Genomic DNA, 22,184 nt, shown 5'->3' on the forward strand with positions numbered 1-22,184 from the left:
GGCAAGGGCAGTGGCTATATCCGAACCGAATCTGCCCTGGATCGACCAGCAGGAAGATCGCAGTTTTCGCCGCCTATTGATTATTATGATGCTGCTGTTTTTAGGCGTGGGCGTGGTATTGAATACGATCAAGCTGCCGGAAGTAGTACAGAAAAACCTGGTCGATGTTTCACCGCGCCTCGCGAAGCTGATCCTGGAAAAGCAAAAAGTTAAACCACCACCTCCCAAGAAAGAAAAACCAAAGGAAGTAAAGAAAAAGGAGCCTGAAAAAAAGAAAGAAAAACCGAAAAAAAAGGAACCTGAGAAAAAGAAGCCTGAGAAAAAGAAGCCTGAGAAAAAGAAGCCTGAGAAAAAGAAGGAAGTTAAGAAACCCGACGCACGTGAAGTCGCCAAGAACGCGGGCCTGATCGCGTTAAGTGATGAGCTCGAGGACTTGCGTGAAAGCTTTGCCCTCGACGACGTCGCCAAATTGCCGCAACAAACGACCGGCAAGCAGGCAGTCAAGGTCGCGACTGCCAGCGACCTGCTAACCTCGAGCGCGCAAAGAACCAGCGGCGGCATAAAGACAGATACTCTCAACCGCACCATAAAAACCAATGAATTAACACAACGTCAGACCACGAGGGTTGAAAGCAAGATCGAAGCCGACAGTAAAAAGCTCGCCAAGGCCTCTACCACCCAGACCCGGGGGGGATCGGCCGCCAGGCGCAGCGAGGATGAAATCGAACGTATTTTCCAGCAAAACAAAGGCGGTATCTTTAATATCTATAATCGGGCATTGCGCAAAAATCCGTCACTCGCCGGACAGGTTGTGGTTGAACTGACGATCGCGCCCGGCGGTCAGGTGACCGCGGTTAAAATTCTCTCCAGCGAGTTGGGTGACGAGACACTCGAGCGTAAATTGATACTAAAGATAAAAAAATTCAAATTCAGCAGTTCCAACGTGGCCGAAATCACGGTCACCTATCCAATCGACTTTCTGCCCTCCTGAGCGCAAATGAAAAGGCCGATGTCCATCGAAACCGCACGTTTGAGGATTCGATGGCTAAAACCCGGCGACGCAGAATTTATCTATCACCTGGTCAACGACCCGATGTGGATGCACTACATCGGGGATAAAAATGTCTCGAACCTCGAGGACGCCAAAACCTACATCGAAACCGGTCCTCGTAATATGTACCGGAACCTGGGATTTGGTTTGAACCTGGTATCGCTTAAAGAGAATGACACGTCAATCGGCATCTGCGGATTATTGAAACGAGAAACTCTCGATGATGTCAAAATCGGATTTGCCTTGCTGCCCCGGTTCAGAAGACAGGGATATGCATTCGAAGCTGCCACCGCAGTGCTCGAGCAGGGCCGCAGGGATCATAACACATCACATGTCCTTGCGATCCTGACAGCGGATAATGAAGCTTCCAAAATGCTGCTGACCAGGCTCGGATTTAAGTACCAGAACAGCTTTCAAAGGGAACCAAAATCAGGCATTCTCGATCGATACGTAATCAAATTATGATTTAAGAAACTACCGATGACATTGCGGCGTATTATGGCGGTATTGATAATCGGCCTGTTATCCCTTTCGATACAGGCCGCTGATACCGGCGATTACCAGCTGCGAGACATGGATGGAAATCTTTATCGCGTTTCAGATTATCGAGGCAAGTGGTTGATTATCAACTTCTGGGCAACCTGGTGTGCACCCTGTATCAAGGAAATACCTGAACTGGAACGCTTTTATCAGCAAAACAAGGCATCTGCGCAGGTATGGGGGGTGACATTTGAAGATACCGACAAGATAAAAATCCTCGAGTATATTAATCGTCTAGGTGTCACCTATCCCATCCTCGGGTATGGCCAGGATCCACTCACCGGCTTTGGCACGGTTACGGTGTTGCCAACCACCTTTGTTATCGATACCAATGGACTTTTCTTCCATCGTTTTGAAGGACCGATAACGAGGCAGGATATATCCAGCGTAATTCAGCAATCAAACTGATCAGACGCGTAATCTAACGTCACTTATTTCCGGTCTTCGATCGATAACCTGTTTTTTATGCGATTAGTGGCTGTCCATGCTACGCGACCAGTATCGCCGGGCAGCGCAGCGCATTCAGTATTCGAGCCAACTCTTCGACCTTTTCGTGTTGTGACATGATCGCGCAGTCGAAATTCGGGCCGGCTCGAGACAGCAATTCAAACAGCTTGTCTCTATGAGTCCTGGTTATCGTTATCTCCCCGTGCTTGTCTTCAGTCCCGGTCGCAAATATCGATGACAAATCCATATCAGGATCTTCACCAACGACAGTCAATTCAATCCTTTCATGTTGAAAACGTCGCAATACTACGTCGAGCGCATGTTGCTGCCGCGGTGAATCATCCAGGATCAGCAGGACCCTGCGAGTCTTGGGCACTTGCCCGGATTGCAGTCGGTGCGATACCGGGCGGCTAACAATCGTATAGGACACGTCCAGGTGGGGTTTGAGACCGATATCCCGCATGCGGCCACGAACCGTGTCGAAGTGCCAGGTAATTTGCGACGCCTGTGCTTCCTTTTGCAGGGATTTCTTGAATTGCAGGGCAGCAGCCTGAAGTGAGCGCTGCATCTGGTTGGTACTGGTGGGACGTTCACGTGTCGTCGTCAGGGTGATTTCACGCGTACATGGCAATCCTGCGACCCGGAGTAAATCTTCGTCCTCGATAAACAGGCAGAGCAAACCGGTCTGTACCGACGCTGCCATCTCCACCGCCAGGGTCACAGTGGTGACGGAATAGCTGCTGACATCTGCCGCGAGCATCACGTTTGCCTGCTTTTGATTCGGTTGATCTGCCGTCATCACTTCTTATCCGATTTCGCGGGAGAATTTCCGTTACCATTTCGTTGAGCGAACTGTTTTTGTATGGATTGCAGCTGCTTGATGCGCTGTTGCACCCTGTAATTGAAACTCTTTTGCGGATAGTTACCGCTGGCGTCAGCCTTGCCCGGTTCCAGGCCAGTAAGCAGCCGCATTACGTCTTCTACCTGCTCGGCAACGTAAATATTGAACGCTCCTTTTTTGACCGCTTCACGAACATCCTTGTGCAGCATCAGGTGTGCCTGGTTGGCAGCAGGGATAATAACCCCCTGTTCCTTGTTCAATTCGCGCGCTGTACAGATCTCGAAAAAACCCTCGATTTTTTCGTTGACACCCCCGATCGCCTGGATTTCGCCCAGTTGATTGATCGAACCGGTAACGGCCAGCGATTGTTTGAGCGGTATTTCACCCAGTGCCGACAACAGCGCGCACAATTCTGCCGCCGAAGCACTATCGCCGTCGACCATACCGTATGATTGTTCGAAAGCCAGGCTTGCGGCCAGCGGTAAAGGCTGGTTCGCGGCATAGCGATGGGCCAGGTAGGACGACAGGATCATAACCCCCTTGGAGTGTATTTCACCACCCAGCTTGGCCTCGCGTTCGATATCAACAACACCGCTGCGGCCGAGCCTCGCGGTCGCGGTGATGCGGGAGGCCTGTCCAAAACGATAGCCACCAACCTGCAGTAACGAAAGCGCGTTCACCTGGGCAACCCTGCTGCCCTCGGTATCGATGAGCTTTATGCCACGCAGTACCTGCTCCTGCAACAGTTCGCGGTATCGGTCCTGGCGACGGGTCTGCTTTTCGATTGCCTGCTCGACATCAGCCAGGCCTATGATTTTCCGGTTTGCCTTGCCTGCCCAGTAATTGGCTTCGTTCACCAAATCGCGCATATCGTCCATATGCAAAGACAGCTTTTCGGTATCGCCCACGTTGCGTGACGCCTCTTCGATAATTCGGCCAACGCCTGCCTTGTTCAAAGGCCGGACCTCGCTTTTCTGTTGCACTGCCGCGATCATGCGTGCATAACCAAGCATGCTCTCAGTGTCACGCTTCGTGGTTTGTGCAAAATCTGCCGATACCTTGAACAACTGTTCAAACTCGTGATCATGGGACCTCAGCAGGTAATAAAGCCAGGGCTCACCTACCAGGATTACCTTGACGTCGAGTGGCATCGACTCCGGTTCGAGTGAAACCGTGTTAACCAGGCTCAGCATCTGTTCCAGCGATTGAATCTTGATTTCCCCGGACTTGAGAGCCCCCTTGAGACCCTCCCACGCAAAGCCATGCCTTAACAGATTAAAAGCATCCAGAATCAGGTAACCGCCGTTGGCGCGATGCAGGGCCCCGGGCTTGATCAAGGTGAAGTTTGTGAGCAGAGTTCCCATCTGGGAAACATACTCGACGCGGCCGATAAGGTTCTGGTAGGTGGGATTGTCTTCAAACATGATCGGCGCACCCCGGGTATCGGTATTGTCGAGAATAACGTTGATGCTGAAAGCATGAAACTCGGCCACGCGGCTGGCAATATTATCGGTTCCCTGGGTCTGCTCCGAAGGTAAAAACGCGTTTACGCCCTTGATCGCATTCTCTTTTACCGCTTGCAGATATTGCATGACATCGGGATGATCGCGATAGCTGTTTTCCATCCAGGCAATTAATTGCTCTACCGTATGTTCGGTAATTTCCTGGTTCAAAGCCTTGATCCGCTGCAGGTGCTCGCGCTGCACCAGCGGCATCTGCTGCAAAATAGCCTGCAACTTGGCCTGCAAATCGGTAATCACCTTCTCGATGCGCTGTTTTTCGTCATCGGGGAGTTTCGCGTATCCTTGTTGATCAAGCAGGTGACCATCGACCATCGGTCCCATCGTGTAACCACCCGGCGTGCGCATGATGATGATGCCTTTCTCCTCGGCTTCCTTGTCGAGTTCGTGGAAAACCTGCTCCTGCTGGTCCTGCAGTTCCTGCTCGATTTCCTGTCGCCGCGATTGATATTCCTCGCTCTGAAAAGAGGACGGCAACAGGGTTAGCAGGTCCTCAACCAGCGTCTCCATGTCGGCGCGCAGTTGCTGACCCATGCCGGCCGGAAGCTTTAACAATCGCGGTCGCTGCGGATTTTCAAAGTTGTTCACGTAGCACCAGTCGTTACGAGCCTCCAGGTCCTGCGCCTGGCGCGACAGTATCTGCTGCACGAGCTCGTGTTTGCCGAGCCCGGTATTTCCCAGTACAAACAGGTTGAAACCCTGCTGATCGATATCGACGCCGAATTCGATTGCTTCCAGCGCCCGGTCCTGTCCCAGCGGTTGATCCAGCAGCTCAAGATCCGCTGTCGTTTTAAAATCAAACTGCCGCAGGTCGCAGGCCTGGTAAAGGTTTGCGTACTTCAGTGAAACGGGTTTCCTGGTTGCCATTCAGTAATACTCGCGCAACCGGTGACATCAAATACCGACACAGATCAATTCAAGTGTTTAAAGTTTAGACAACCTGGACAGGCATCCCCACCCGCCCGGCACAAATACCGAGGCAAAAAAAAGCCCCGCATAAGCGGGGCTCTCTCGTTATTGGAACATCTGCGAGACCAGAAGGATTTCTGGCGCCGCTATTGCGAGCGCAGCAGCCAGAAACTACATCATGCCGCCCATGCCGCCCATGCCGCCGCCCATGCCGCTCATATCAGGCATCGCAGGTGATTCCTTCGGTGCTTCGGCAATCATCGCTTCAGTCGTGATCAGCAATCCGGCAACCGAAGCCGCATTCTGCAGCGCAAAACGTGCAACCTTGGTTGGATCGAGGATACCTAATTCGATCATGTCACCATATTCACCGGTCGCCGCGTTGTAACCATAGTTACCTTCGCCTTCCTCGACATTATTAGTAACCACGGAAGCCTCGTCACCGGCATTGGTAACAATCTGGCGGATCGGTTCTTCCAGGGCCCGGCGAGCAATATCGACGCCGATTGTCTGATCGTGGTTATCGCCCTTGAGATTCGTAATCGCGGCACGCGCACGAATCAACGCAACGCCACCGCCGGGTACCACGCCTTCTTCAACCGCGGCGCGGGTAGAGTGCAGCGCGTCTTCAACGCGAGCTTTCTTTTCCTTCATCTCGATTTCCGTCGCGGCACCGACCTTGATCACGGCAACACCGCCGGCCAGCTTGGCAAGACGTTCCTGCATTTTCTCGGTATCGTAATCCGAAGTAGATTCGGCGATCTGAGACTTGATCTGGGTAATACGGCCCTGAATATCTTCGGCTGAACCGGCACCATCAACAATCGTGGTATTTTCCTTGCTAATGGATACCTTCTTGGCCGAACCGAGATCTTCCAGAGTCGCCTTCTCGAGGCTCAGCCCGACTTCTTCCGAAATCACCTGGCCGCCGGTCAGGACCGCGATGTCCTGCAACATGGCCTTGCGACGATCGCCGAAACCAGGAGCCTTAACCGCACAAACCTTGACGATACCGCGCATGGTATTGACCACGAGGGTCGCCAGCGCTTCGCCTTCGATGTCTTCGGCAATAATCAGCAATGACTTGCTGGCCTTGGCAACCGATTCGAGAATCGGCAACAGCTCACGGATGTTGGAAATCTTCTTGTCGAACAGCAGAATCGCCGGCTCTTCGAGCTCGGCCGACATGGTTGACTGCTCGTTGACAAAGTAAGGAGACAGGTAACCGCGGTCAAACTGCATACCTTCGACAACATCGAGTTCGTTAGCCAAAGATGAGCCTTCCTCGACGGTAATAACGCCTTCCTTGCCAACCTTTTCCATCGCTTCCGCGATGATATCGCCGACACTGTTATCCGAGTTTGCGGAAATAGTGCCGACCTGGGCAATCGCCTTGGTATCGGCACAGGGAGTCGAAATGGACTGCAGGTGTTCCACTGCACCTTCAACCGCCTTGTCGATTCCACGTTTCAGATCCATTGGATTCATGCCGGCAGCAACCGCCTTCATGCCTTCGCGAACAATCGCCTGGGCGAGCACAGTCGCCGTGGTGGTACCGTCTCCAGCAACATCAGAAGTATGTGAAGCCACTTCCTTTACCATCTGGGCACCCATATTCTCAAACTTGTCTTCGAGTTCGATTTCCTTGGCCACGGACACACCGTCCTTGGTCACGGTTGGCGCACCAAAGCTCTTGTCGAGCACCACGTTACGGCCCTTCGGACCCAGGGTTACCTTTACGGCGTTCGCCAGAACGTTAACGCCGTGGACCATACGCGTACGCGCATCATCACCAAATTTTACGTCTTTTGCACTCATTTGAGTTAAACCTCTTTAATATTCCGAATTATTCAACAACCGCGATGATGTCATCTTCGCGCATGATCAGCAGTTCTTCGCCTTCAACCTTGATTTCGGTGCCGGAGTACTTGCCGAAGTAAACGGTGTCACCCACCTTTACATCCAGGGCGCGTATATCACCGGAATCAGTGACTTTACCGTGGCCTGTCGCGAGGATTTCACCCATGCTTGGTTTTTCAGTGGCAGAATCGGGGATGACGATACCACCAGCGGTGGTGCGCTCCTCTTCCATACGCCTGACGACTACTCGATCATGCAGGGGACGAATTTTCATTGTTGCTACGCTCCGTAGTTTTCGTTAATGACTTGCCATCCGCCAGGGATGGGCCTATTAAGTTTAGTCGCGAGTTAGCACTCGCCTTTTGAGAGTGCTAATAATATTCAGCGGCTTTTCGTAGTCAAGAGAAATGGGGTAGAAAATCGAGGATTCAAGCGAAATCCTGATAAAAAATTGATTTTTATCTCAATTTTTCGTGGGAATCGTCTTCCCGGTGGAATTTGACGCCGTCAATAACGTCATCATCGCGATGCGGATGAGCGTGCATGTTGACCGAAGTCGAAACTACCATGCGCGATGCCATACGGCTAACCAGCCAGATACGGGTTGGCGGAAAAAGCAGCAGGAAGCCCACGGCATCGGTGAAAAACCCGGGCGTGAGCAGTAATGCGCCGGCCACGACGAGCCCCATGCCCTCGAGTATCTCCCGTGCCGGTAATTCGTTTTCCTGTAATTTACGCTGTGCTCGTGTCAAAGTTGATAACCCCTGTATCCTCAGCAACCAGACGCCGATTACGGCGGTCAATACCACCAAAAATACGGTCCAACCCGCCCCGATCACCTGGCCAACCTGGATTAACAGGTAGATTTCGACGATTGGCACAATCAGAAAAAGCGTGGCGATCAGTGGGAACATAAGCTTGGAAATTGGTTAATATCGATTATTTTACTATTCGGGTGTATTACCAGAGTAATACTGATATTTGTACTATATGTGGTTAGCATAACACTTATTCAATCTCGTCTAAGGAAAACCGATGTCGGAGCATTACCTCGTGATTACATCCTGGCCCGATATTGAGGGAGCCAGACATCAGGCCATGAACTGGCTGCAAAATAAACTTGCGGCGAGTGTAAACATTTTGCCGCAAATGGACTCTATATATCATTGGAAAGGTGAGCTACGACAGGGTAAGGAACATAAGATTTTCATAAAAACGAGCGCTGACCGCATCGATGCACTGCAACGGGAAATTAGAGCCGCTCATCCGTATGCCGTAGCCGAAATCTTACAGTTTGAGATAGACTCTGGCGAACCCGATTATCTGGACTGGATTACAGCTTCGACGAGATGACGATACTGCGACCTATCTTTGGAATTTTTCTAATCCTGTTGCTGGCCTACAGCCAGCTGCTGCAAGCCCAGGAAGAGGAACTGCTGCCGCCCGAGCAAGCCTTCGCGCTACAGGCGTGGGTCGATGGCGATGCATTGGTGGCGGAATATAAAATTGCGCCCGGATATTACATGTACCGCGAACGTTTCGATTTCCAGATCGAAGCGGGCGACGCGCCGGTGCGCTTTGGCACTGCACAAATTCCCAAAGGCAAGATCAAGGTCGATGAATTCTTCGGCGCAATGGAGACCTACCGCGACCGCGTATTAATAAAGCTACCGCTGGTCTACCAGGCCACTCCGGCGAGCCAATTACAGGTCAAGGCGGTAAGCCAGGGCTGCGCCGACATCGGGGTTTGTTACCCGCCACTTAAGCAGGTGCTTAAAGTCAACCTGGCGTCGACTGCACGCATTACCCCGACTGCCTGGGTCGCAACTGACGTTGGCAACGAGACCGTCAGCGATGACGTTGCGGCCTTGCAAGCGCTACTGGGTGAAGTTACCGAAAACCTTGGAAACCAGCAACAATCGCAAAGCATCGATAGCGACACGGGTTCGGATGCGCTTGCCATTTTACAGGACCTCGGAGCGGACATCGGGCTCAGCGATGAGGACGAAATTCTGCACCCCGACCAGGCTTTTATCCTGTCGGCCCGGCTCGATGCCAACAATATCATTCAGTCGAATATCCTATTGGCCGAAAATATATACGTTTATCGGGACAAAATTCGGATCGCGGTGGTCGAAGGACAGGGTCATTCGCTTGGGGCGATCTCGCTACCGCGCGGGAAACAGAAGTACGATGAATTCTTCGGCGATACCGAAGTCATCTACGACCAGATCAATGTATCGATCCCGGTCATTTCCGACGCGGGGGCCAGTGACAAATTTGCTTTGTCTTATACCTACCAGGGCTGTGTCGAAGACCGCATTTGTTATCCGCCGATAACCAAGTACCTGGCGGTGGATGCCAGTCAAGGATTGCTCGAAGTACGACATGAAATGGCTGCAGGCAGCTCCACCAGCGAGCAGCCGCAGAGCGGCGACAATCAGCCGGCGCCGATATCGGAACAGGATCAGTTCGCGCAGCTGTTAAGTAGCGGCAGCTTGTTGTTGATCATCAGCCTTTTTTTCCTGGCCGGCATCGGCCTTACCTTTACCCCTTGCGTGTTTCCGATGATTCCAATTTTATCCAGCATCATCGCCGGCCAGGGATCATCGATAACCACGGGTAAGGCCTTTTTCCTGTCGCTGGTTTACGTGTTGTCGATGGCTGTAACCTACGCCGCTGCGGGCGCGATCGTCGGTTATTATGGTGCCGAGTTCAACATACAAATCTGGTTCCAGGATCCGATAATCTTGAGCCTTTTCGCGGCGATTTTCGTCCTACTTGCGCTGTCGATGTTCGGCTTTTACGAACTGCAAATGCCGAATGCAATCCAGTCACGCCTGACCGCGATCAGCAACAGCCAACAGGGCGGCACCTTGATCGGCGTGGGCCTGATGGGATTTTTCTCAGCGATAATCGTGGGCCCCTGCATTACCGCACCTCTGGTCGGTGCCCTCATTTTCATTTCTCAAACCCAGGACTGGCAGCTCGGCGGGCTTGCGTTATTTGCACTCGGACTCGGTATGGGTGTGCCGCTGCTCGTAGTCGGTACCTCGGCGGGCAAATTGATGCCTCGCGCCGGTGGCTGGATGGACACGGTCAAAGCGGTATTTGGGGTCGTCCTGCTAGGTGTCGCTATCTGGTTGCTCGAACGAATTCTGCCGGTGGGCATGACCATGCTATTGATCGCGGCGTTGTTAATCGCTTCTGCGATTTACATGGGGGCGCTGGATTCGCTCGGCGAAGCCGCATCCGGCTGGCAACGCTTTTCCAAATCGCTGGGATTACTGGTGCTGATCTATGGGATTGCTTATCTGATTGGCGCCGCTGCCGGTAACAACGACTTGATACAGCCGCTGCGCGGCATCGTCGCCTCGACTGGCGGCAGTGGCGCAAATGCCTCGGAGCATGTCGTTTTTCGCCAGATCAAGGGTAAGCAAGGCTTACAGGTTGCGTTGCAAAATGCGGCCCAACTCAAGCGCGGCACCGTGCTCGATTTTTATGCCGACTGGTGTATTTCGTGCAAGGAAATGGAAAAGTACACCTTTTCCGATCCCGAGGTTCGCCAGGCACTCGAATCGCTGTCGCTAGTGCAGGCGGATGTCACCGCCAACGACAGGATCGATGTCGAACTAATGTCTTCGTTGGGTATTTATGGCCCACCCGCAATCCTGTTTTACGATGCCAACGGCGAGGAAATCAAGGGTCGAAGAATAGTCGGGTTCATGTCGGCCCAGAAATTCAGCGCCCACATTAAAAATACCTATAGTCAGCAATACGTTCGATTGAATGAATACTAGCAAGCTGCCCCTGCTTGCGATCGGGTTGGTCTCGATGCTGGCTGGTATGCTGCTGTTCAATCTGCTGCCGCCAGACCCGCCGCGACCTCCGATTGCGAGCGAGACGGCTATCGAACTGGATTCGATACCCCTGACCGACCTGGATGGGAAACAAACCCGGATCGCTGATTGGGAGGCAAATATTCTGATTGTCAATTTCTGGGCTCCCTGGTGCGCGCCCTGCCGACGCGAAGTGCCGACCCTGATAAAGTTTCACAGGGATTTCGCTGAACGGGGTGTTCGGGTAATGGGAATTGCCTACGATAGTGAATCCCAGGTAAGTCGGTTTGCCGATGAGTATCAAATTAATTACCCGCTGTTTCTCGCCGGAAATCGTACCGCGATGTATAACGCCGCATTCGGGAATCACAGCGGTAGCCTACCGTTTACCGCCCTGCTGGACCAAAATCATCGTATCGTGTTTCAGCACAATGGAGAACTCACCGCCAAACAATTGCACGAGCAACTCGAAGCACTGTTATAAACATTCTACGGGCCCGAAAAGACTAAAACTGTCGTTAACTTCGTCAATCTGGCGGTTATCTCTCAAAAACTGGACTCTATCTGGTCGTTATGTGAAAATCGCGCCACGCTAGTCCAAATCTGGAAACGTTCAAAATGGCGAACATCCTGGTCATTCATGGCCCCAACCTGAACCTGCTCGGTACCCGTGAACCCGAGGTTTACGGTACCGATACCCTTGCCTCGATAAACAAGCACCTCGCCCAGATGGCGGAACAAAACGAGGTAAGGCTCAGGACTTACCAGTCCAATACCGAGGGCAATATCATTAGCTGTATACAGCAGGCAGCTTCGAAGGATATTCAGTTCATCATCATTAATCCCGGCGCTTTCACACATACCAGTATCGCGATTCGTGACGCGTTCCTGGCGACTCGAATCCCGTTCATCGAAGTCCACGTGTCCAATGTTTACGCGCGCGAAGATTTCAGAGCGCACTCCTACCTTTCTGATATCGCCTTGGGCGTTATCAGTGGCTTCGGCAGAAACAGCTATCTGCTGGCATTCGAGGCCGCTATCATCCATTGCAATCAATCTTAATAAGTCGAGAACCGCATTAATGGATATTCGCAAAGTAAAAAAATTGATTGAACTCCTCGAGCAATCGGGCATAGCCGAGCTTGAAATCAAGGAAGGTGAGGAGTCGGTCAGAATCAGCCGACAGTCGTCAACCAGTGTCCACAGTGCGGCATCGGTAGCCGCCCCGCCAGTATCGACCGCCCCGCCAGTTCCCGCTGCGGCACCCCCGACCTCGATACCGGAAGTTGCCGATAAAGTAGACGGGCACCAGGTCAAATCGCCAATGGTGGGCACCTTTTATATCGCCGCCTCCCCGACGTCGGGCCCGTTTGTGACACCAGGGCAGCAGGTGAACATCGGCGATACCCTGTGCATTATCGAAGCCATGAAAATGATGAACCAGATCGAAGCCGACAAGGCCGGCACGGTGCGCTCCATCATGGTTGAAAATGGCAGCCCGGTCGAGTTTGACCAGGTTTTGTTTATCATCGATTAAACCGGCGGGAATCCACTCGATGCTGGAAAAAATTGTTATCGCCAACCGCGGTGAAATCGCACTTCGGATCCTGCGCGCCTGTCGCGAAATGGATATCAAGACAGTCGCGGTTCATTCGACCGCCGATCGGGACCTGAAACACGTGCGGCTTGCCGACGAATCGGTGTGCATCGGACCGCCCTCCTCGCTGGAAAGCTATCTCAATATCCCGGCGTTGATCTGCGCTGCTGAATTGACCAACGCCGATGGCATCCATCCTGGCTACGGTTTCCTGTCTGAAAACGCAGAATTCGCGGAGCAGGTCGAGTCGAGTGGTTTCAAATTCATCGGACCAAGCGCGGCAGCGATCCGCATCATGGGTGACAAGGTGGCCGCGATCAAGGCGATGAAGCAGGCCGGCGTGCCGACCGTGCCTGGCTCGGACGGGCCTCTCGGTGACAGCGACAGCAAAAACCTGGAGATGGGCCGCAAGATCGGATACCCGGTCATTATCAAGGCCGCCGGTGGTGGCGGTGGACGCGGAATGCGGGTGGTGCATGCCGAGGGCAGCCTGTTGAACTCGATCCAGTTAACCAAATCGGAGGCGGCAGCCGCTTTCGACAACGACACGGTCTACATGGAAAAATTCCTCGGTGCACCGCGCCATATTGAAATACAGGTACTCGCGGATGCCCACGGTCACGCCATCCATTTGGCCGAACGCGATTGCTCGATGCAAAGGAGACACCAGAAAGTAGTCGAGGAAGCGCCGGCGCCGGGCATCACCGAGGAGCAACGCAATCGAATTGGCACGCGTTGCGCCGAGGCCTGCATCAAGATGGAATATGAAGGTGCCGGTACTTTCGAGTTCCTTTATGAAAATGGCGAGTTTTACTTTATCGAGATGAATACGCGCGTCCAGGTGGAACATCCGGTGACCGAAATGATTACCTGGGTGGATATTATCAAGGAACAGATCTCGATCGCCTCCGGTAATCCACTGCGCTTTAAGCAGGAGGATATTCACGTGCACGGACACGCCATCGAATGCCGCATAAACGCCGAGGACTCGAAAACCTTTCTGCCCTCGCCCGGCAAGATCACGCTCTACCACGCACCCGGTGGGCCCGGCGTCCGCATGGACTCCCATATCTACAACGGCTATACCGTGCCACCCTATTACGATTCGATGATCGGCAAGCTAATCACTTACGGCAGCACGCGCGAATCGGCGATAGCACGCATGAACGGCGCACTTTCTGAAATCGTGATCGAAGGCATCAAAACCAATCTCGAGCTGCAAAAGGACATCATCAGCGATGGAAACTTCGCCGCCGGTGGCACCGATATCCACTACCTCGAAAAGAAACTCGGGCTGGACTAGCACTTTATAACGATGACATGGTGGCAATTCAGCCTAAACTGTCAGGCGTCTGAACTCGAGCAGGTCGAAGCGTTGATGCAGGAGCTGGGCGCGCTCAGTATCTCGCTGCGTGATGCGGGTGACGAACCCATCTATGAACCGCTGCCGGACGATAATCCTGTCTGGCAGGAATCAGTCGTCACCGCGACCTTCGACGCTGGCCTGGACCCCGGGCAGTTAAAGCAGCAATTGACCCAGGGATTACCGCGTCACCTGGCAGTCGAAGTCCGGCAGGAAACGCTTGAAGAACAGGCCTGGGATCAGGCTTACAAGCAGCATTTCCAGCCGTTGCAGTACGCGCCCGATCTCTGGATCGTCCCGAGCTGGTCGGAGCCCCCGGTTCCCGACGCAACGGTCATCCGGCTCGATCCGGGCCTTGCCTTTGGCACCGGAAGCCATCCGACAACCGCACTGTGCCTGGCCTGGTTGGGTGCAAACAAAATTAAAGATCGCCACGTCATCGATTTTGGTTGTGGCTCCGGCATCCTGGCGATTGCAGCGATTAAACTTGGCGCCAAACAGGTTACCGCGGTCGATATTGACGAACAGGCTCTGACCGCCTGTCAATCAAATATGGAAGTGAATGCCATCAGTGCAGAACAGATCAAGGTTTGTCGGCCCGAGAATTTGACGACTGCCGGAACAGACCTGTTGGTCGCTAACATTCTGGCCAGCCCGCTGGTCGAGCTCGCACCCCGCTTTGCATCGTTGATCAGGCCCGATGGCCAAATATTGCTCTCGGGTATACTCAACACACAGCTGGAAGAGATACAATCGTCTTATCAACCCTTTTTCGATCTCGATCCAGCCAGTTACCGCGACGAATGGGTATGTGTCAGCGGTTACCGACTTTTACGGGAGAATAATGACTAGCAGCACCCATTTGGGCATCGTGATGGAAACCACCTGCACCGAGTGCGGGAGTCGTTTTCGCCTCACCGAAAACCAGCTGAAGCACGCTTACGGTAAGGTTCGCTGCGGGGAATGTGAGACCGTGTTCAATGCGCTAGTCAACCTCAGGAATTATGAAGGCGAGATCCCGCCGGGTTACCTGGACCAGTTTCAACGCGAGGATTTCACGTCGGGAAAGGCATCGCCGTTAACCGGCTCTGACGACGAATCGGATTTTGAGCAGCGTCCTGAACTCAGTTTGCATGAAGCCATGTACGGTTCAGATCGAAGGCCTTTTATTACGTTCGGGCCCCTGACCTGGTTTATTGGAATATTACTGTTATGCGCGCTCGGTGTCGTACAGGTGATTTATTATCAACGTTATCAATTGATCGAAAATCCGCGCTACCAGCAACAGGTGATCGCGCTGTGCCAGGTTTTGCCTTGTGCCGAGATTGAATTCTCCAGCACCGAGCAGATCCGTTTACTGGAGCGCAATGTTTTTACCCATCCGGTAACCTCCAATGCACTCATGGTGACCGGTTCTTTTGTCAATCAGGCACCCTTTACACAGAAGTTACCCGATTTGCTGATCAGCCTGTTTGATATCAAGGGCAAGCTGATTGCAAACCGGCTATTTACTCCTCCGGAATACTTGCTAGAGAATAAAAATCGCGCTGTGCTAAAACCCGGTTTACCGATTCAGTTTCGACTTGAAGTTGTCGATCCCGGTACCGATGCACTGACTTACGAGTTCGAATTTTTCTAGGTCGTCACAGTTTTTTTCTAAATAAGTCACATTAATACCAACATCGAAATATACTGGTATATGCAGGCTCGAACTCGGCGTATATTGCGCCGCTTCCGTCCTGACCGCGCACGAACCTGGCTGGATTCAACACTACCGGATTATGAACCTTCAGTATCAGCTAACTAAATTCCTGCCGTTTGTGCGCTGGGGCAGAAACATGACTCGCACCAGCCTGCGTGCAGATGTCACGGCGGGACTCGTTGGTGCAGCTATCGTGTTGCCACAAGGTGTGGCCTTCGCCGCAATCGCCGGTATGCCACCGGAGTATGGCCTCTACACCAGCATGGTGCCGGCAGTTATCGCGGCCCTGTTCGGTTCTTCCTGGCATCTGGTATCGGGACCCACCACCGCGGCCTCGGTCATCATGTTTGCTTCGCTGAGCGGCATGGCGGCGCCTGGCAGTGAAACTTATGTCACGCTCGCGATAACGCTGGCATTCATGGTCGGTGCACTGCAATTTATCATGGGCATTATGCGACTCGGGGCGCTGGTTAATTTCATATCCCACTCGGTTGTCGTTGGATTCACCGCCGGGGCGGCCTGCCTGATCGCCGCCAAACAGGCGGAGCAATTTCTGGGAATTGATATCCCCGCCGGTATGCACCTGCTTAATTCCATCGAGTTTCTGTGGCTAAACTGGAAGGAACTCCATCCACTGGTCACACTTGTCGCGATCATCACTTTACTGAGTGGAATACTGAGCCAGCGCCACCTCGGCGGCATGAGCATGATTGCCGCACTTTTTGCCGGCAGTATTACCGCTGCCCTGTTTAATATTACCTTCGGAGAAGAGACCTCCGGCATTCAAATGGTGGGGGCCCTGCCGCAACAGTTGCCGCCCTTGTCAATGCCGCAGTTTTCGCTCGAGACTTTTCGCCAACTTTCACCACTGGCGCTGGCGATGACACTGTTTGCACTAACCGAAGCGGTATCAATAGCCCGTTCGATTTCCCTGAAGTCCGGCCAGCCGATTGCCGGCAACCAGGAATTTATCGGCCAGGGTCTGTCCAATATTTTCGGCAGCTTCTTTTCCGCCTACGTGGCCACCGGTTCGTTCAACCGCAGCGGCGCCAACTACGATGCCGGGGCGCGGACCCCACTGGCCGCGGCACTAGCTGGCGTTTTACTGGTCGTGCTCGTGTTGCTAATAGCTCCATTAACCGCGTTTTTACCAAAAGCTGCAGTAGCGGGATTGCTGTTTTTAGTCGCCTGGCGTTTAATCAACTTTAAACAGATCCATAAAATTCTGCGCGCGGACAAGAATGAAGCAATCATACTTGGCGTTGTCTTTTTCGGTACCGTCTTTTTCTCGATCGAGTTTGCAATCCTGGCAGGTGTCATCCTGTCGCTAATGATTTTCCTGCGCAAAACGTCTCGTCCCCGATTGTCGCCACGGGTTCCCGATCCGGAGTCAGACAACCGTAAGTTTATTTATGGTCAGTTTCTACCCGAATGTCCTCAACTCAAGATACTGCGACTCGACGACTCGCTTTACTTTGGCTCGGTAGCACATGTCGGCGAACTGCTGCGCCGCTACCAGGAACATTATCCGCAACAGAAACACTTATTGCTTTTAACTAAGGGTATCGCCCAGGTGGATGTCGCTGGTGCCGAACTGATTGTCAACGAGGCACGCGAACGACGTGCTGTCGGTGGTGATTTTTACATGTATCGCCTGCGAGATACCGCGTCGAAGGTATTTGATCGCGGCGGTTATCGAGATGAGATTGGCGATACCAATATATTTGAGGCCAAGGCGGAGGCTATTTCCACGATATTTCAACGGCTCGATAAAGATATCTGCGCAACCTGTGAAAACCGCATTTTCCTCGAATGCAAGAACTTCGAGAAAAAGCCTGACGATGTGACAGAATAGAAGACATGTCACTTATCATAGGTCCTTATAAATTTAAAAACCGACTGGCTCTGGCGCCCATGGCTGGGGTCACCGATCGACCATTTCGGCAATTGTGCCGACAACTCGGTGTGGGCATGACGGTATCTGAAATGATCACCAGCCGTCCAGACTTGCGTGACAGCCGTAAAACCCGGTTGCGCATGAACCACGAAGGTGAACCTGGCCCGATTATTGTTCAGATCGCCGGGGGTATCCCCGAAATGATGGCAGAGGCCGCGATCTATAACGTTTCACAGGGCGCCCAGATCATCGATATCAACATGGGTTGCCCCGCCAAGAAGGTATGCCGGGTTGATGCGGGATCTGCTTTGCTGAAGGATAGCAAACTGGTAGCAGCTATCCTGCGCGCAGTGGTAGCTGCGGTTTCAGTACCAGTAACCCTCAAAATACGTACCGGCTGGTCACGCGATCACCGCAACGCACTCGAAATCGCCGGCATTGCAGAGGCCAGTGGAATCCAGGCGCTGACGATCCACGGGCGTACCCGCGAAGACAAGTATATCGGCACGGCTGAGTACGAAACCATTCGACAGGTCAAAAAGAATCTTCGAATTCCCGTGATCGCAAACGGAGATATCGATTCCGTGAAAAAAGCAAAAATGGTCATGGACTTCACGGCTGCTGATGCTATTATGGTCGGCCGTATTGCGCAGCAACGACCGTGGATTTTTGGCCAGATTGATCATTATCTGAGCACCGGCGACGAGCCCGAAGAACCTTCGGACGAACTAAAACAGTCATGGTTAGTTAACCATTTACACAATTTGCATGCGTTTTACGGAGAGCATCAGGGGGTGCAGATCGCGCGTAAGCATATTAACTGGCAGCTTGGCCATAAAACAAATTACAACGTCGTCAAGCCATTGCTCATGCAGGTACAAAACGCTGCGCAGCAGCTAGAAACGATCGAAGCTTACTTTAACGACTGCCACCTGGAGAGCTATGACCGGGCCTCATGACGAGCGTCCCAAGGCGCAACGTGGTTAGTGAGTGTGACAACTAAGAAAAAAACAAGCTTATTGCAACAGTCAGTAGAAAAGGCTATTCGAAAATATCTGGATGATCTCGACGGTGAACTGCCCTGCAACCTGTTCGACACCGTTATTTCAGAAATCGAACAACCGATGCTGAAGACCGTGCTCCGGCATTGCGATAACAACCAGTCCAGAACCGCATCCTGCCTGGGTATCAACCGCGGTACATTACGCAAGAAACTTAAGCAATATCATATCGAACATTAATACTGGCAGATTTTCGATCGGCTATAATGCCGTCTTTTCAAATACCGACACGGACCCAATATGGCCCAAGCTATTCGCCGCGCGCTCATCAGCGTCTCAGATAAAACCGGCATCGTCGAACTGGCCCAGAATCTCCATGACAGGGGCGTCGAACTGTTATCCACCGGTGGCACTGCCAAACTTATTGACGAGCACGGAATCGCGGTGACCGAGATTTCCGACTACACCGAATTTCCCGAAATGATGTCAGGTCGGGTCAAGACACTGCACCCAAAAGTTCACGGCGGTATTCTCGGACGTCGGGGAATCGACGATGCTGTCATGCAGGAACACGATATCGAACCGATTGACCTCGTCGTGATTAACCTCTACCCGTTTCAGCAAACCGTTGCCAATCCCGATTGCAGCCTCGAAGAGGCGATTGAAAATATTGATATCGGAGGCCCCGCAATGGTGCGTGCTGCGGCCAAGAACCACGCCAGCGTTACCGTCGTGGTAGATCCCACAGATTACGAACTGCTAATGCAGGAAATTGCCGATGGTGGTGGAGTTAGTGACAGGACACGGTTTTCCCTTGCCATCAAGGCTTACGAACATACGGCACAATATGATGGCGCCATTGCTAGTTATTTCGGACACAGGGTGCAGGCGCCCGAGGACCAGGCTTTTCCGCGCACCCTGAACCTGCAATATCAGCATGCGCTGTCGATGCGTTACGGGGAGAATCCGCACCAGGCTGCCGCCTTCTACATCGCAGCTGGCAACCGGGAACCCAGCGTTGCCAGCGCCCTGCAGATCCAGGGAAAATCGCTGTCATTTAACAATATCGCCGACACCGACGCCGCGCTCGAGTGCGTCAAGCAGTTCGAAAATCCAGCCTGCGTTATTGTTAAACACGCTAATCCCTGCGGTGTCGCGTTGGCTGATAACATTCTCGAGGCTTACCAGCGCGCATTCGAAACCGATCCGGAATCCGCGTTTGGCGGCATTATTGCTTTTAACCGCAGTCTCGATGCCAGCACTGCTGCGGCGATAATCGAGCAACAGTTCGTCGAAGTGATTATTGCCCCCGCGGTAGAAGACGAGGCGGCCAGCGTTGTTTCAAGCAAGGAAAACGTCCGTCTGCTCAGCTGTGGACAATGGGATACCGCCCCGACCCGCCTTGACTACAAGCATGTCAACGGAGGCGTCCTGGTGCAGGACGCCGATCAGTCGCTTTATCACGGCCTCGAGGTGGTAACCGAAATCAAACCGGACGACCGGCAAATGCAGGACATGGTATTTGCCTGGCAAGTCGCCAAGTTCGTCAAATCGAACGCCATAATTTATGCCCGTGACAGCAGGACGATTGGCGTTGGTGCCGGACAGATGTCGCGCATCAATAGCGCCCGAATTGCTGCAATCAAGGCCGAACAGGCTGAGCTCGAGGTTACCGGATCGGTAATGGCATCGGATGCGTTCTTCCCGTTTCGAGACGGCATCGATGCAGCCAATGACGTCGGAATTCGTGCGGTGATTCAACCCGGTGGATCGATGCGTGACGACGAGGTCGTCACGGCCGCAAACGAGCACGGCATGACAATGGTATTTACCGGAATGCGGCATTTTCGACACTAGTGGTGGTTGCTAACTGATGAACGTGTTGATTGTCGGTGGTGGTGGCCGGGAACATGCACTGGCCTGGAAAGCAGCACAATCGACGCGGGTGCGCCGGATATACGTTGCGCCCGGAAATGCCGGTACCGCGCTGGAACAGGGTATTGAAAACGTTGCTATTGATGCCGAAGATATCGACAAGCTGCTCGATTTCGCCCTTGCAAACCACATCGAACTCACCATTGTCGGTCCCGAGGCGCCCCTGGTTGCCGGTATTACGGACCGCTTTGAAGCACAGGGCCTGACAATTTTTGGCCCCAGTGCCGGGGCCGCTCAACTCGAGGGATCGAAGACCTTTACCAAGGATTTTCTCGCGCGCCACAACATTCCGAGCGCCGCCTACCGGAGTTTTACCGAGGCTGAGGCTGCCTGCGCCTATGTTGCCAAAAAAGGCTGTCCGATTGTGGTCAAGGCGGATGGCCTTGCGGCCGGTAAAGGCGTGATCGTGGCACAGACCTCAGACGAGGCGGAACATGCGATCAGGGAAATGCTCTCGGGCAACCGGTTTGGTGAAGCCGGTCACCGTGTCGTGATCGAAGAATTCATGCCCGGAGAGGAAGCAAGCTATATCTGCGTAGTCGATGGCGAACAGGTATTGCCGATGGCCAGCTCACAGGATCATAAGGCGCGAGACAATGGCGATCTCGGACCGAATACTGGTGGCATGGGAGCCTACTCCCCGGCCCCGGTCCTCAGCCCTCAAATTGAGGAACAGGTAATGCGGAGAATTATCCTGCCCACGGTGCGCGGTATGAATTCCGAGGGCAACCGCTATCGTGGGTTCCTGTACGCGGGATTAATGATCGGAAGCGACGGCGTGGCGCGAGTCGTCGAATACAATTGTCGCTTCGGGGATCCTGAAACCCAGCCGATCATGATGCGATTACAATCCGACCTGGTCGAGCTTTGTCTTGCCGCCTGTAACGGAGAACTGGGCACAATATCGGCAAGCTGGGATCGGCGCACAAGCCTTGGCGTCGTAATGGCCGCAAACGGTTATCCCGAAAGTTACACTAAAGGCGAGCTAATCAAAAACATTCCACCTGAATCACCGACCGGAAAGGTATTTCATGCGGGAACAACCACAGATGCTGACGGCAATATATTATCCAACGGCGGTCGCGTACTGTGCGCGGTCGGTCTTGGGGAGGATATTAAAAGTGCCCAGCAGCATGCCTATGAACTGGTTCGGGAAATCGACTGGAAATCGGCCTATTTTCGGACTGATATCGGATCCAAGGCACTTTAAATATTCCCGTTTAACGCCGCTTCATGAAGTGAATTGTGAGCTTGATTGCGTAATTTACTGATAACTAACAAAAAAAATCACGTCCCTGTGAAATCGACACAACCACTATATATTGTATGTTTAAAATATTAATACCGCAAGATATTGTGCTTTAAATATTAATGACTATACTACGCAGAACCTGACCAGAGAATCTGCCAAATGAAGTGCCCCAACTGCAAATCTGAAATGTTTGTCACCGATGAAACCGTCAATGCAAGAAGCCAGGTCACCTTTTACCGCTGCAGTCTCTGCGTCAGCGAGCACGTTTCGTCAGAACTTGTTTTCGGAGCCGCAAGCCAGGAATCGAGCAGTTATTTTAATGCCCCCGCAGCAGATACAAAGCGTTACCTGATGGCCTAGTGCCGGTAAAAAGGAATTCGAGCTTACCCAGGGACTGGCCTGCCAGTGGAGAGAATCGATGCAAAAGCAG

The 22,184-nt window shown here is 52.8% G+C and carries 22 protein-coding genes; 17 read left to right on the top strand and 5 right to left on the bottom strand.

Annotated features, from left to right (window positions below; genetic code table 11):
- Positions 1–10: 10 nt before the first annotated feature.
- The 3 genes from OES20_06430 to OES20_06440 are packed head-to-tail and all read left to right on the top strand — an operon-like array spanning position 11 to position 1,999.
- Positions 11–991, top strand: coding sequence for a TonB family protein (locus OES20_06430; protein ID MDH3634325.1), 981 nt, complete (start codon positions 11–13; stop codon positions 989–991).
- Positions 992–1,009: 18 nt separating this feature from the next.
- Positions 1,010–1,516, top strand: coding sequence for a GNAT family N-acetyltransferase (locus OES20_06435; protein ID MDH3634326.1), 507 nt, complete (start codon positions 1,010–1,012; stop codon positions 1,514–1,516).
- 15 nt (positions 1,517–1,531) lie between these two features.
- Positions 1,532–1,999, top strand: a complete 468-nt coding sequence (locus tag OES20_06440) for a TlpA family protein disulfide reductase (GenBank protein ID MDH3634327.1) — start codon at positions 1,532–1,534, stop codon at positions 1,997–1,999.
- Between the two features lie 79 nt (positions 2,000–2,078).
- Here the strand turns inward: OES20_06440 and OES20_06445 are convergent, their stop codons facing one another.
- The 5 genes from OES20_06445 to OES20_06465 form a co-directional block, all read right to left on the bottom strand.
- A complete protein-coding gene (locus OES20_06445) occupies positions 2,079–2,837 on the bottom strand; it encodes a hypothetical protein (protein ID MDH3634328.1) in 759 nt (252 codons plus the stop codon).
- Positions 2,837–5,266: an AAA family ATPase gene (locus tag OES20_06450; GenBank protein ID MDH3634329.1), complete on the bottom strand. Its 2,430-nt coding sequence runs from the start codon at positions 5,264–5,266 to the stop codon at positions 2,837–2,839. The genes OES20_06445 and OES20_06450 overlap by 1 nt, the downstream gene beginning before the upstream one ends.
- 213 nt (positions 5,267–5,479) lie before the next feature.
- Entirely contained in the window at positions 5,480–7,126 is a 1,647-nt protein-coding gene (groL, locus tag OES20_06455; protein ID MDH3634330.1) for a chaperonin GroEL, read from the bottom strand.
- Positions 7,127–7,154: 28 nt separating this feature from the next.
- A complete protein-coding gene (gene groES, locus OES20_06460; protein ID MDH3634331.1) occupies positions 7,155–7,442 on the bottom strand; it encodes a co-chaperone GroES in 288 nt (95 codons plus the stop codon).
- A gap of 184 nt (positions 7,443–7,626) precedes the next feature.
- The gene (locus tag OES20_06465) at positions 7,627–8,082 is read right to left on the bottom strand and encodes an FxsA family protein (GenBank protein MDH3634332.1); all 456 of its coding nucleotides are present in this window, start codon (positions 8,080–8,082) and stop codon (positions 7,627–7,629) included.
- Between the two features lie 121 nt (positions 8,083–8,203).
- On the opposite strand from OES20_06465, the gene OES20_06470 reads away from it, so the two are divergent.
- The 14 genes from OES20_06470 to OES20_06535 all read left to right on the top strand — a co-directional run bounded on the left by OES20_06470 (position 8,204) and on the right by OES20_06535 (position 22,114).
- The gene (locus OES20_06470; GenBank protein ID MDH3634333.1) at positions 8,204–8,521 is read left to right on the top strand and encodes a divalent-cation tolerance protein CutA; all 318 of its coding nucleotides are present in this window, start codon (positions 8,204–8,206) and stop codon (positions 8,519–8,521) included.
- Entirely contained in the window at positions 8,518–10,968 is a 2,451-nt protein-coding gene (dsbD, locus tag OES20_06475; protein MDH3634334.1) for a protein-disulfide reductase DsbD, read from the top strand. Before OES20_06470 ends, dsbD begins: the two co-directional genes overlap by 4 nt.
- Positions 10,958–11,491, top strand: coding sequence for a TlpA family protein disulfide reductase (locus tag OES20_06480; GenBank protein ID MDH3634335.1), 534 nt, complete (start codon positions 10,958–10,960; stop codon positions 11,489–11,491). The genes dsbD and OES20_06480 overlap by 11 nt, the downstream gene beginning before the upstream one ends.
- A gap of 134 nt (positions 11,492–11,625) precedes the next feature.
- On the top strand, positions 11,626–12,069 hold the full coding sequence (aroQ, locus tag OES20_06485; GenBank protein MDH3634336.1) for a type II 3-dehydroquinate dehydratase: 444 nt from the start codon (positions 11,626–11,628) through the stop codon (positions 12,067–12,069).
- 19 nt (positions 12,070–12,088) lie between these two features.
- Positions 12,089–12,544 (top strand): acetyl-CoA carboxylase biotin carboxyl carrier protein, encoded by a 456-nt coding sequence (accB, locus tag OES20_06490; GenBank protein MDH3634337.1) that lies wholly within the window; start codon positions 12,089–12,091, stop codon positions 12,542–12,544.
- A 19-nt stretch (positions 12,545–12,563) separates the two neighbouring features.
- Positions 12,564–13,907: an acetyl-CoA carboxylase biotin carboxylase subunit gene (gene accC / locus OES20_06495; GenBank protein ID MDH3634338.1), complete on the top strand. Its 1,344-nt coding sequence runs from the start codon at positions 12,564–12,566 to the stop codon at positions 13,905–13,907.
- 12 nt (positions 13,908–13,919) lie between these two features.
- A complete protein-coding gene (gene prmA, locus OES20_06500) occupies positions 13,920–14,819 on the top strand; it encodes a 50S ribosomal protein L11 methyltransferase (protein MDH3634339.1) in 900 nt (299 codons plus the stop codon).
- On the top strand, positions 14,812–15,606 hold the full coding sequence (locus OES20_06505) for a zinc-ribbon and DUF3426 domain-containing protein (protein MDH3634340.1): 795 nt from the start codon (positions 14,812–14,814) through the stop codon (positions 15,604–15,606). The genes prmA and OES20_06505 overlap by 8 nt, the downstream gene beginning before the upstream one ends.
- A 142-nt stretch (positions 15,607–15,748) precedes the next feature.
- Positions 15,749–17,524: a SulP family inorganic anion transporter gene (locus OES20_06510; GenBank protein MDH3634341.1), complete on the top strand. Its 1,776-nt coding sequence runs from the start codon at positions 15,749–15,751 to the stop codon at positions 17,522–17,524.
- 5 nt (positions 17,525–17,529) lie between these two features.
- Positions 17,530–18,525 carry a tRNA dihydrouridine synthase DusB gene (dusB, locus tag OES20_06515; protein MDH3634342.1) on the top strand — a complete coding sequence of 332 codons (996 nt, stop codon included), beginning with the start codon at positions 17,530–17,532 and terminating at the stop codon, positions 18,523–18,525.
- 33 nt (positions 18,526–18,558) lie between these two features.
- A complete protein-coding gene (locus OES20_06520) occupies positions 18,559–18,807 on the top strand; it encodes a Fis family transcriptional regulator (GenBank protein MDH3634343.1) in 249 nt (82 codons plus the stop codon).
- Between the two features lie 60 nt (positions 18,808–18,867).
- Positions 18,868–20,424: a bifunctional phosphoribosylaminoimidazolecarboxamide formyltransferase/IMP cyclohydrolase gene (gene purH, locus OES20_06525; GenBank protein MDH3634344.1), complete on the top strand. Its 1,557-nt coding sequence runs from the start codon at positions 18,868–18,870 to the stop codon at positions 20,422–20,424.
- A gap of 16 nt (positions 20,425–20,440) precedes the next feature.
- Positions 20,441–21,712: a phosphoribosylamine--glycine ligase gene (purD, locus tag OES20_06530; GenBank protein MDH3634345.1), complete on the top strand. Its 1,272-nt coding sequence runs from the start codon at positions 20,441–20,443 to the stop codon at positions 21,710–21,712.
- A 201-nt stretch (positions 21,713–21,913) separates the two neighbouring features.
- Positions 21,914–22,114 carry a hypothetical protein gene (locus OES20_06535; protein ID MDH3634346.1) on the top strand — a complete coding sequence of 67 codons (201 nt, stop codon included), beginning with the start codon at positions 21,914–21,916 and terminating at the stop codon, positions 22,112–22,114.
- Positions 22,115–22,184: the final 70 nt, after the last annotated feature.

The sequence above is a fragment of the Gammaproteobacteria bacterium genome (genome assembly GCA_029862005.1).
Classification (GTDB): domain Bacteria; phylum Pseudomonadota; class Gammaproteobacteria.

What these genes read in the sequence shown, in the direction of transcription:
- groES (MDH3634331.1), bottom strand. Translation starts at nt 7,442, where the DNA reads ATGAAAATTCGTCCCCTGCATGATCGAGTAGTCGTCAGGCGTATGGAA.
- OES20_06535 (MDH3634346.1), top strand. Translation starts at nt 21,914, where the DNA reads ATGAAGTGCCCCAACTGCAAATCTGAAATGTTTGTCACCGATGAAACC.
- OES20_06480 (MDH3634335.1), top strand. Translation starts at nt 10,958, where the DNA reads ATGAATACTAGCAAGCTGCCCCTGCTTGCGATCGGGTTGGTCTCGATG.
- aroQ (MDH3634336.1), top strand. Translation starts at nt 11,626, where the DNA reads ATGGCGAACATCCTGGTCATTCATGGCCCCAACCTGAACCTGCTCGGT.
- OES20_06470 (MDH3634333.1), top strand. Translation starts at nt 8,204, where the DNA reads ATGTCGGAGCATTACCTCGTGATTACATCCTGGCCCGATATTGAGGGA.
- purD (MDH3634345.1), top strand. Translation starts at nt 20,441, where the DNA reads ATGAACGTGTTGATTGTCGGTGGTGGTGGCCGGGAACATGCACTGGCC.
- prmA (MDH3634339.1), top strand. Translation starts at nt 13,920, where the DNA reads ATGACATGGTGGCAATTCAGCCTAAACTGTCAGGCGTCTGAACTCGAG.
- dsbD (MDH3634334.1), top strand. Translation starts at nt 8,518, where the DNA reads ATGACGATACTGCGACCTATCTTTGGAATTTTTCTAATCCTGTTGCTG.
- accB (MDH3634337.1), top strand. Translation starts at nt 12,089, where the DNA reads ATGGATATTCGCAAAGTAAAAAAATTGATTGAACTCCTCGAGCAATCG.
- OES20_06450 (MDH3634329.1), bottom strand. Translation starts at nt 5,266, where the DNA reads ATGGCAACCAGGAAACCCGTTTCACTGAAGTACGCAAACCTTTACCAG.
- dusB (MDH3634342.1), top strand. Translation starts at nt 17,530, where the DNA reads ATGTCACTTATCATAGGTCCTTATAAATTTAAAAACCGACTGGCTCTG.
- OES20_06440 (MDH3634327.1), top strand. Translation starts at nt 1,532, where the DNA reads ATGACATTGCGGCGTATTATGGCGGTATTGATAATCGGCCTGTTATCC.
- groL (MDH3634330.1), bottom strand. Translation starts at nt 7,126, where the DNA reads ATGAGTGCAAAAGACGTAAAATTTGGTGATGATGCGCGTACGCGTATG.
- OES20_06510 (MDH3634341.1), top strand. Translation starts at nt 15,749, where the DNA reads ATGAACCTTCAGTATCAGCTAACTAAATTCCTGCCGTTTGTGCGCTGG.
- OES20_06435 (MDH3634326.1), top strand. Translation starts at nt 1,010, where the DNA reads ATGTCCATCGAAACCGCACGTTTGAGGATTCGATGGCTAAAACCCGGC.
- accC (MDH3634338.1), top strand. Translation starts at nt 12,564, where the DNA reads ATGCTGGAAAAAATTGTTATCGCCAACCGCGGTGAAATCGCACTTCGG.
- OES20_06445 (MDH3634328.1), bottom strand. Translation starts at nt 2,837, where the DNA reads ATGACGGCAGATCAACCGAATCAAAAGCAGGCAAACGTGATGCTCGCG.
- OES20_06465 (MDH3634332.1), bottom strand. Translation starts at nt 8,082, where the DNA reads ATGTTCCCACTGATCGCCACGCTTTTTCTGATTGTGCCAATCGTCGAA.
- OES20_06505 (MDH3634340.1), top strand. Translation starts at nt 14,812, where the DNA reads ATGACTAGCAGCACCCATTTGGGCATCGTGATGGAAACCACCTGCACC.
- purH (MDH3634344.1), top strand. Translation starts at nt 18,868, where the DNA reads ATGGCCCAAGCTATTCGCCGCGCGCTCATCAGCGTCTCAGATAAAACC.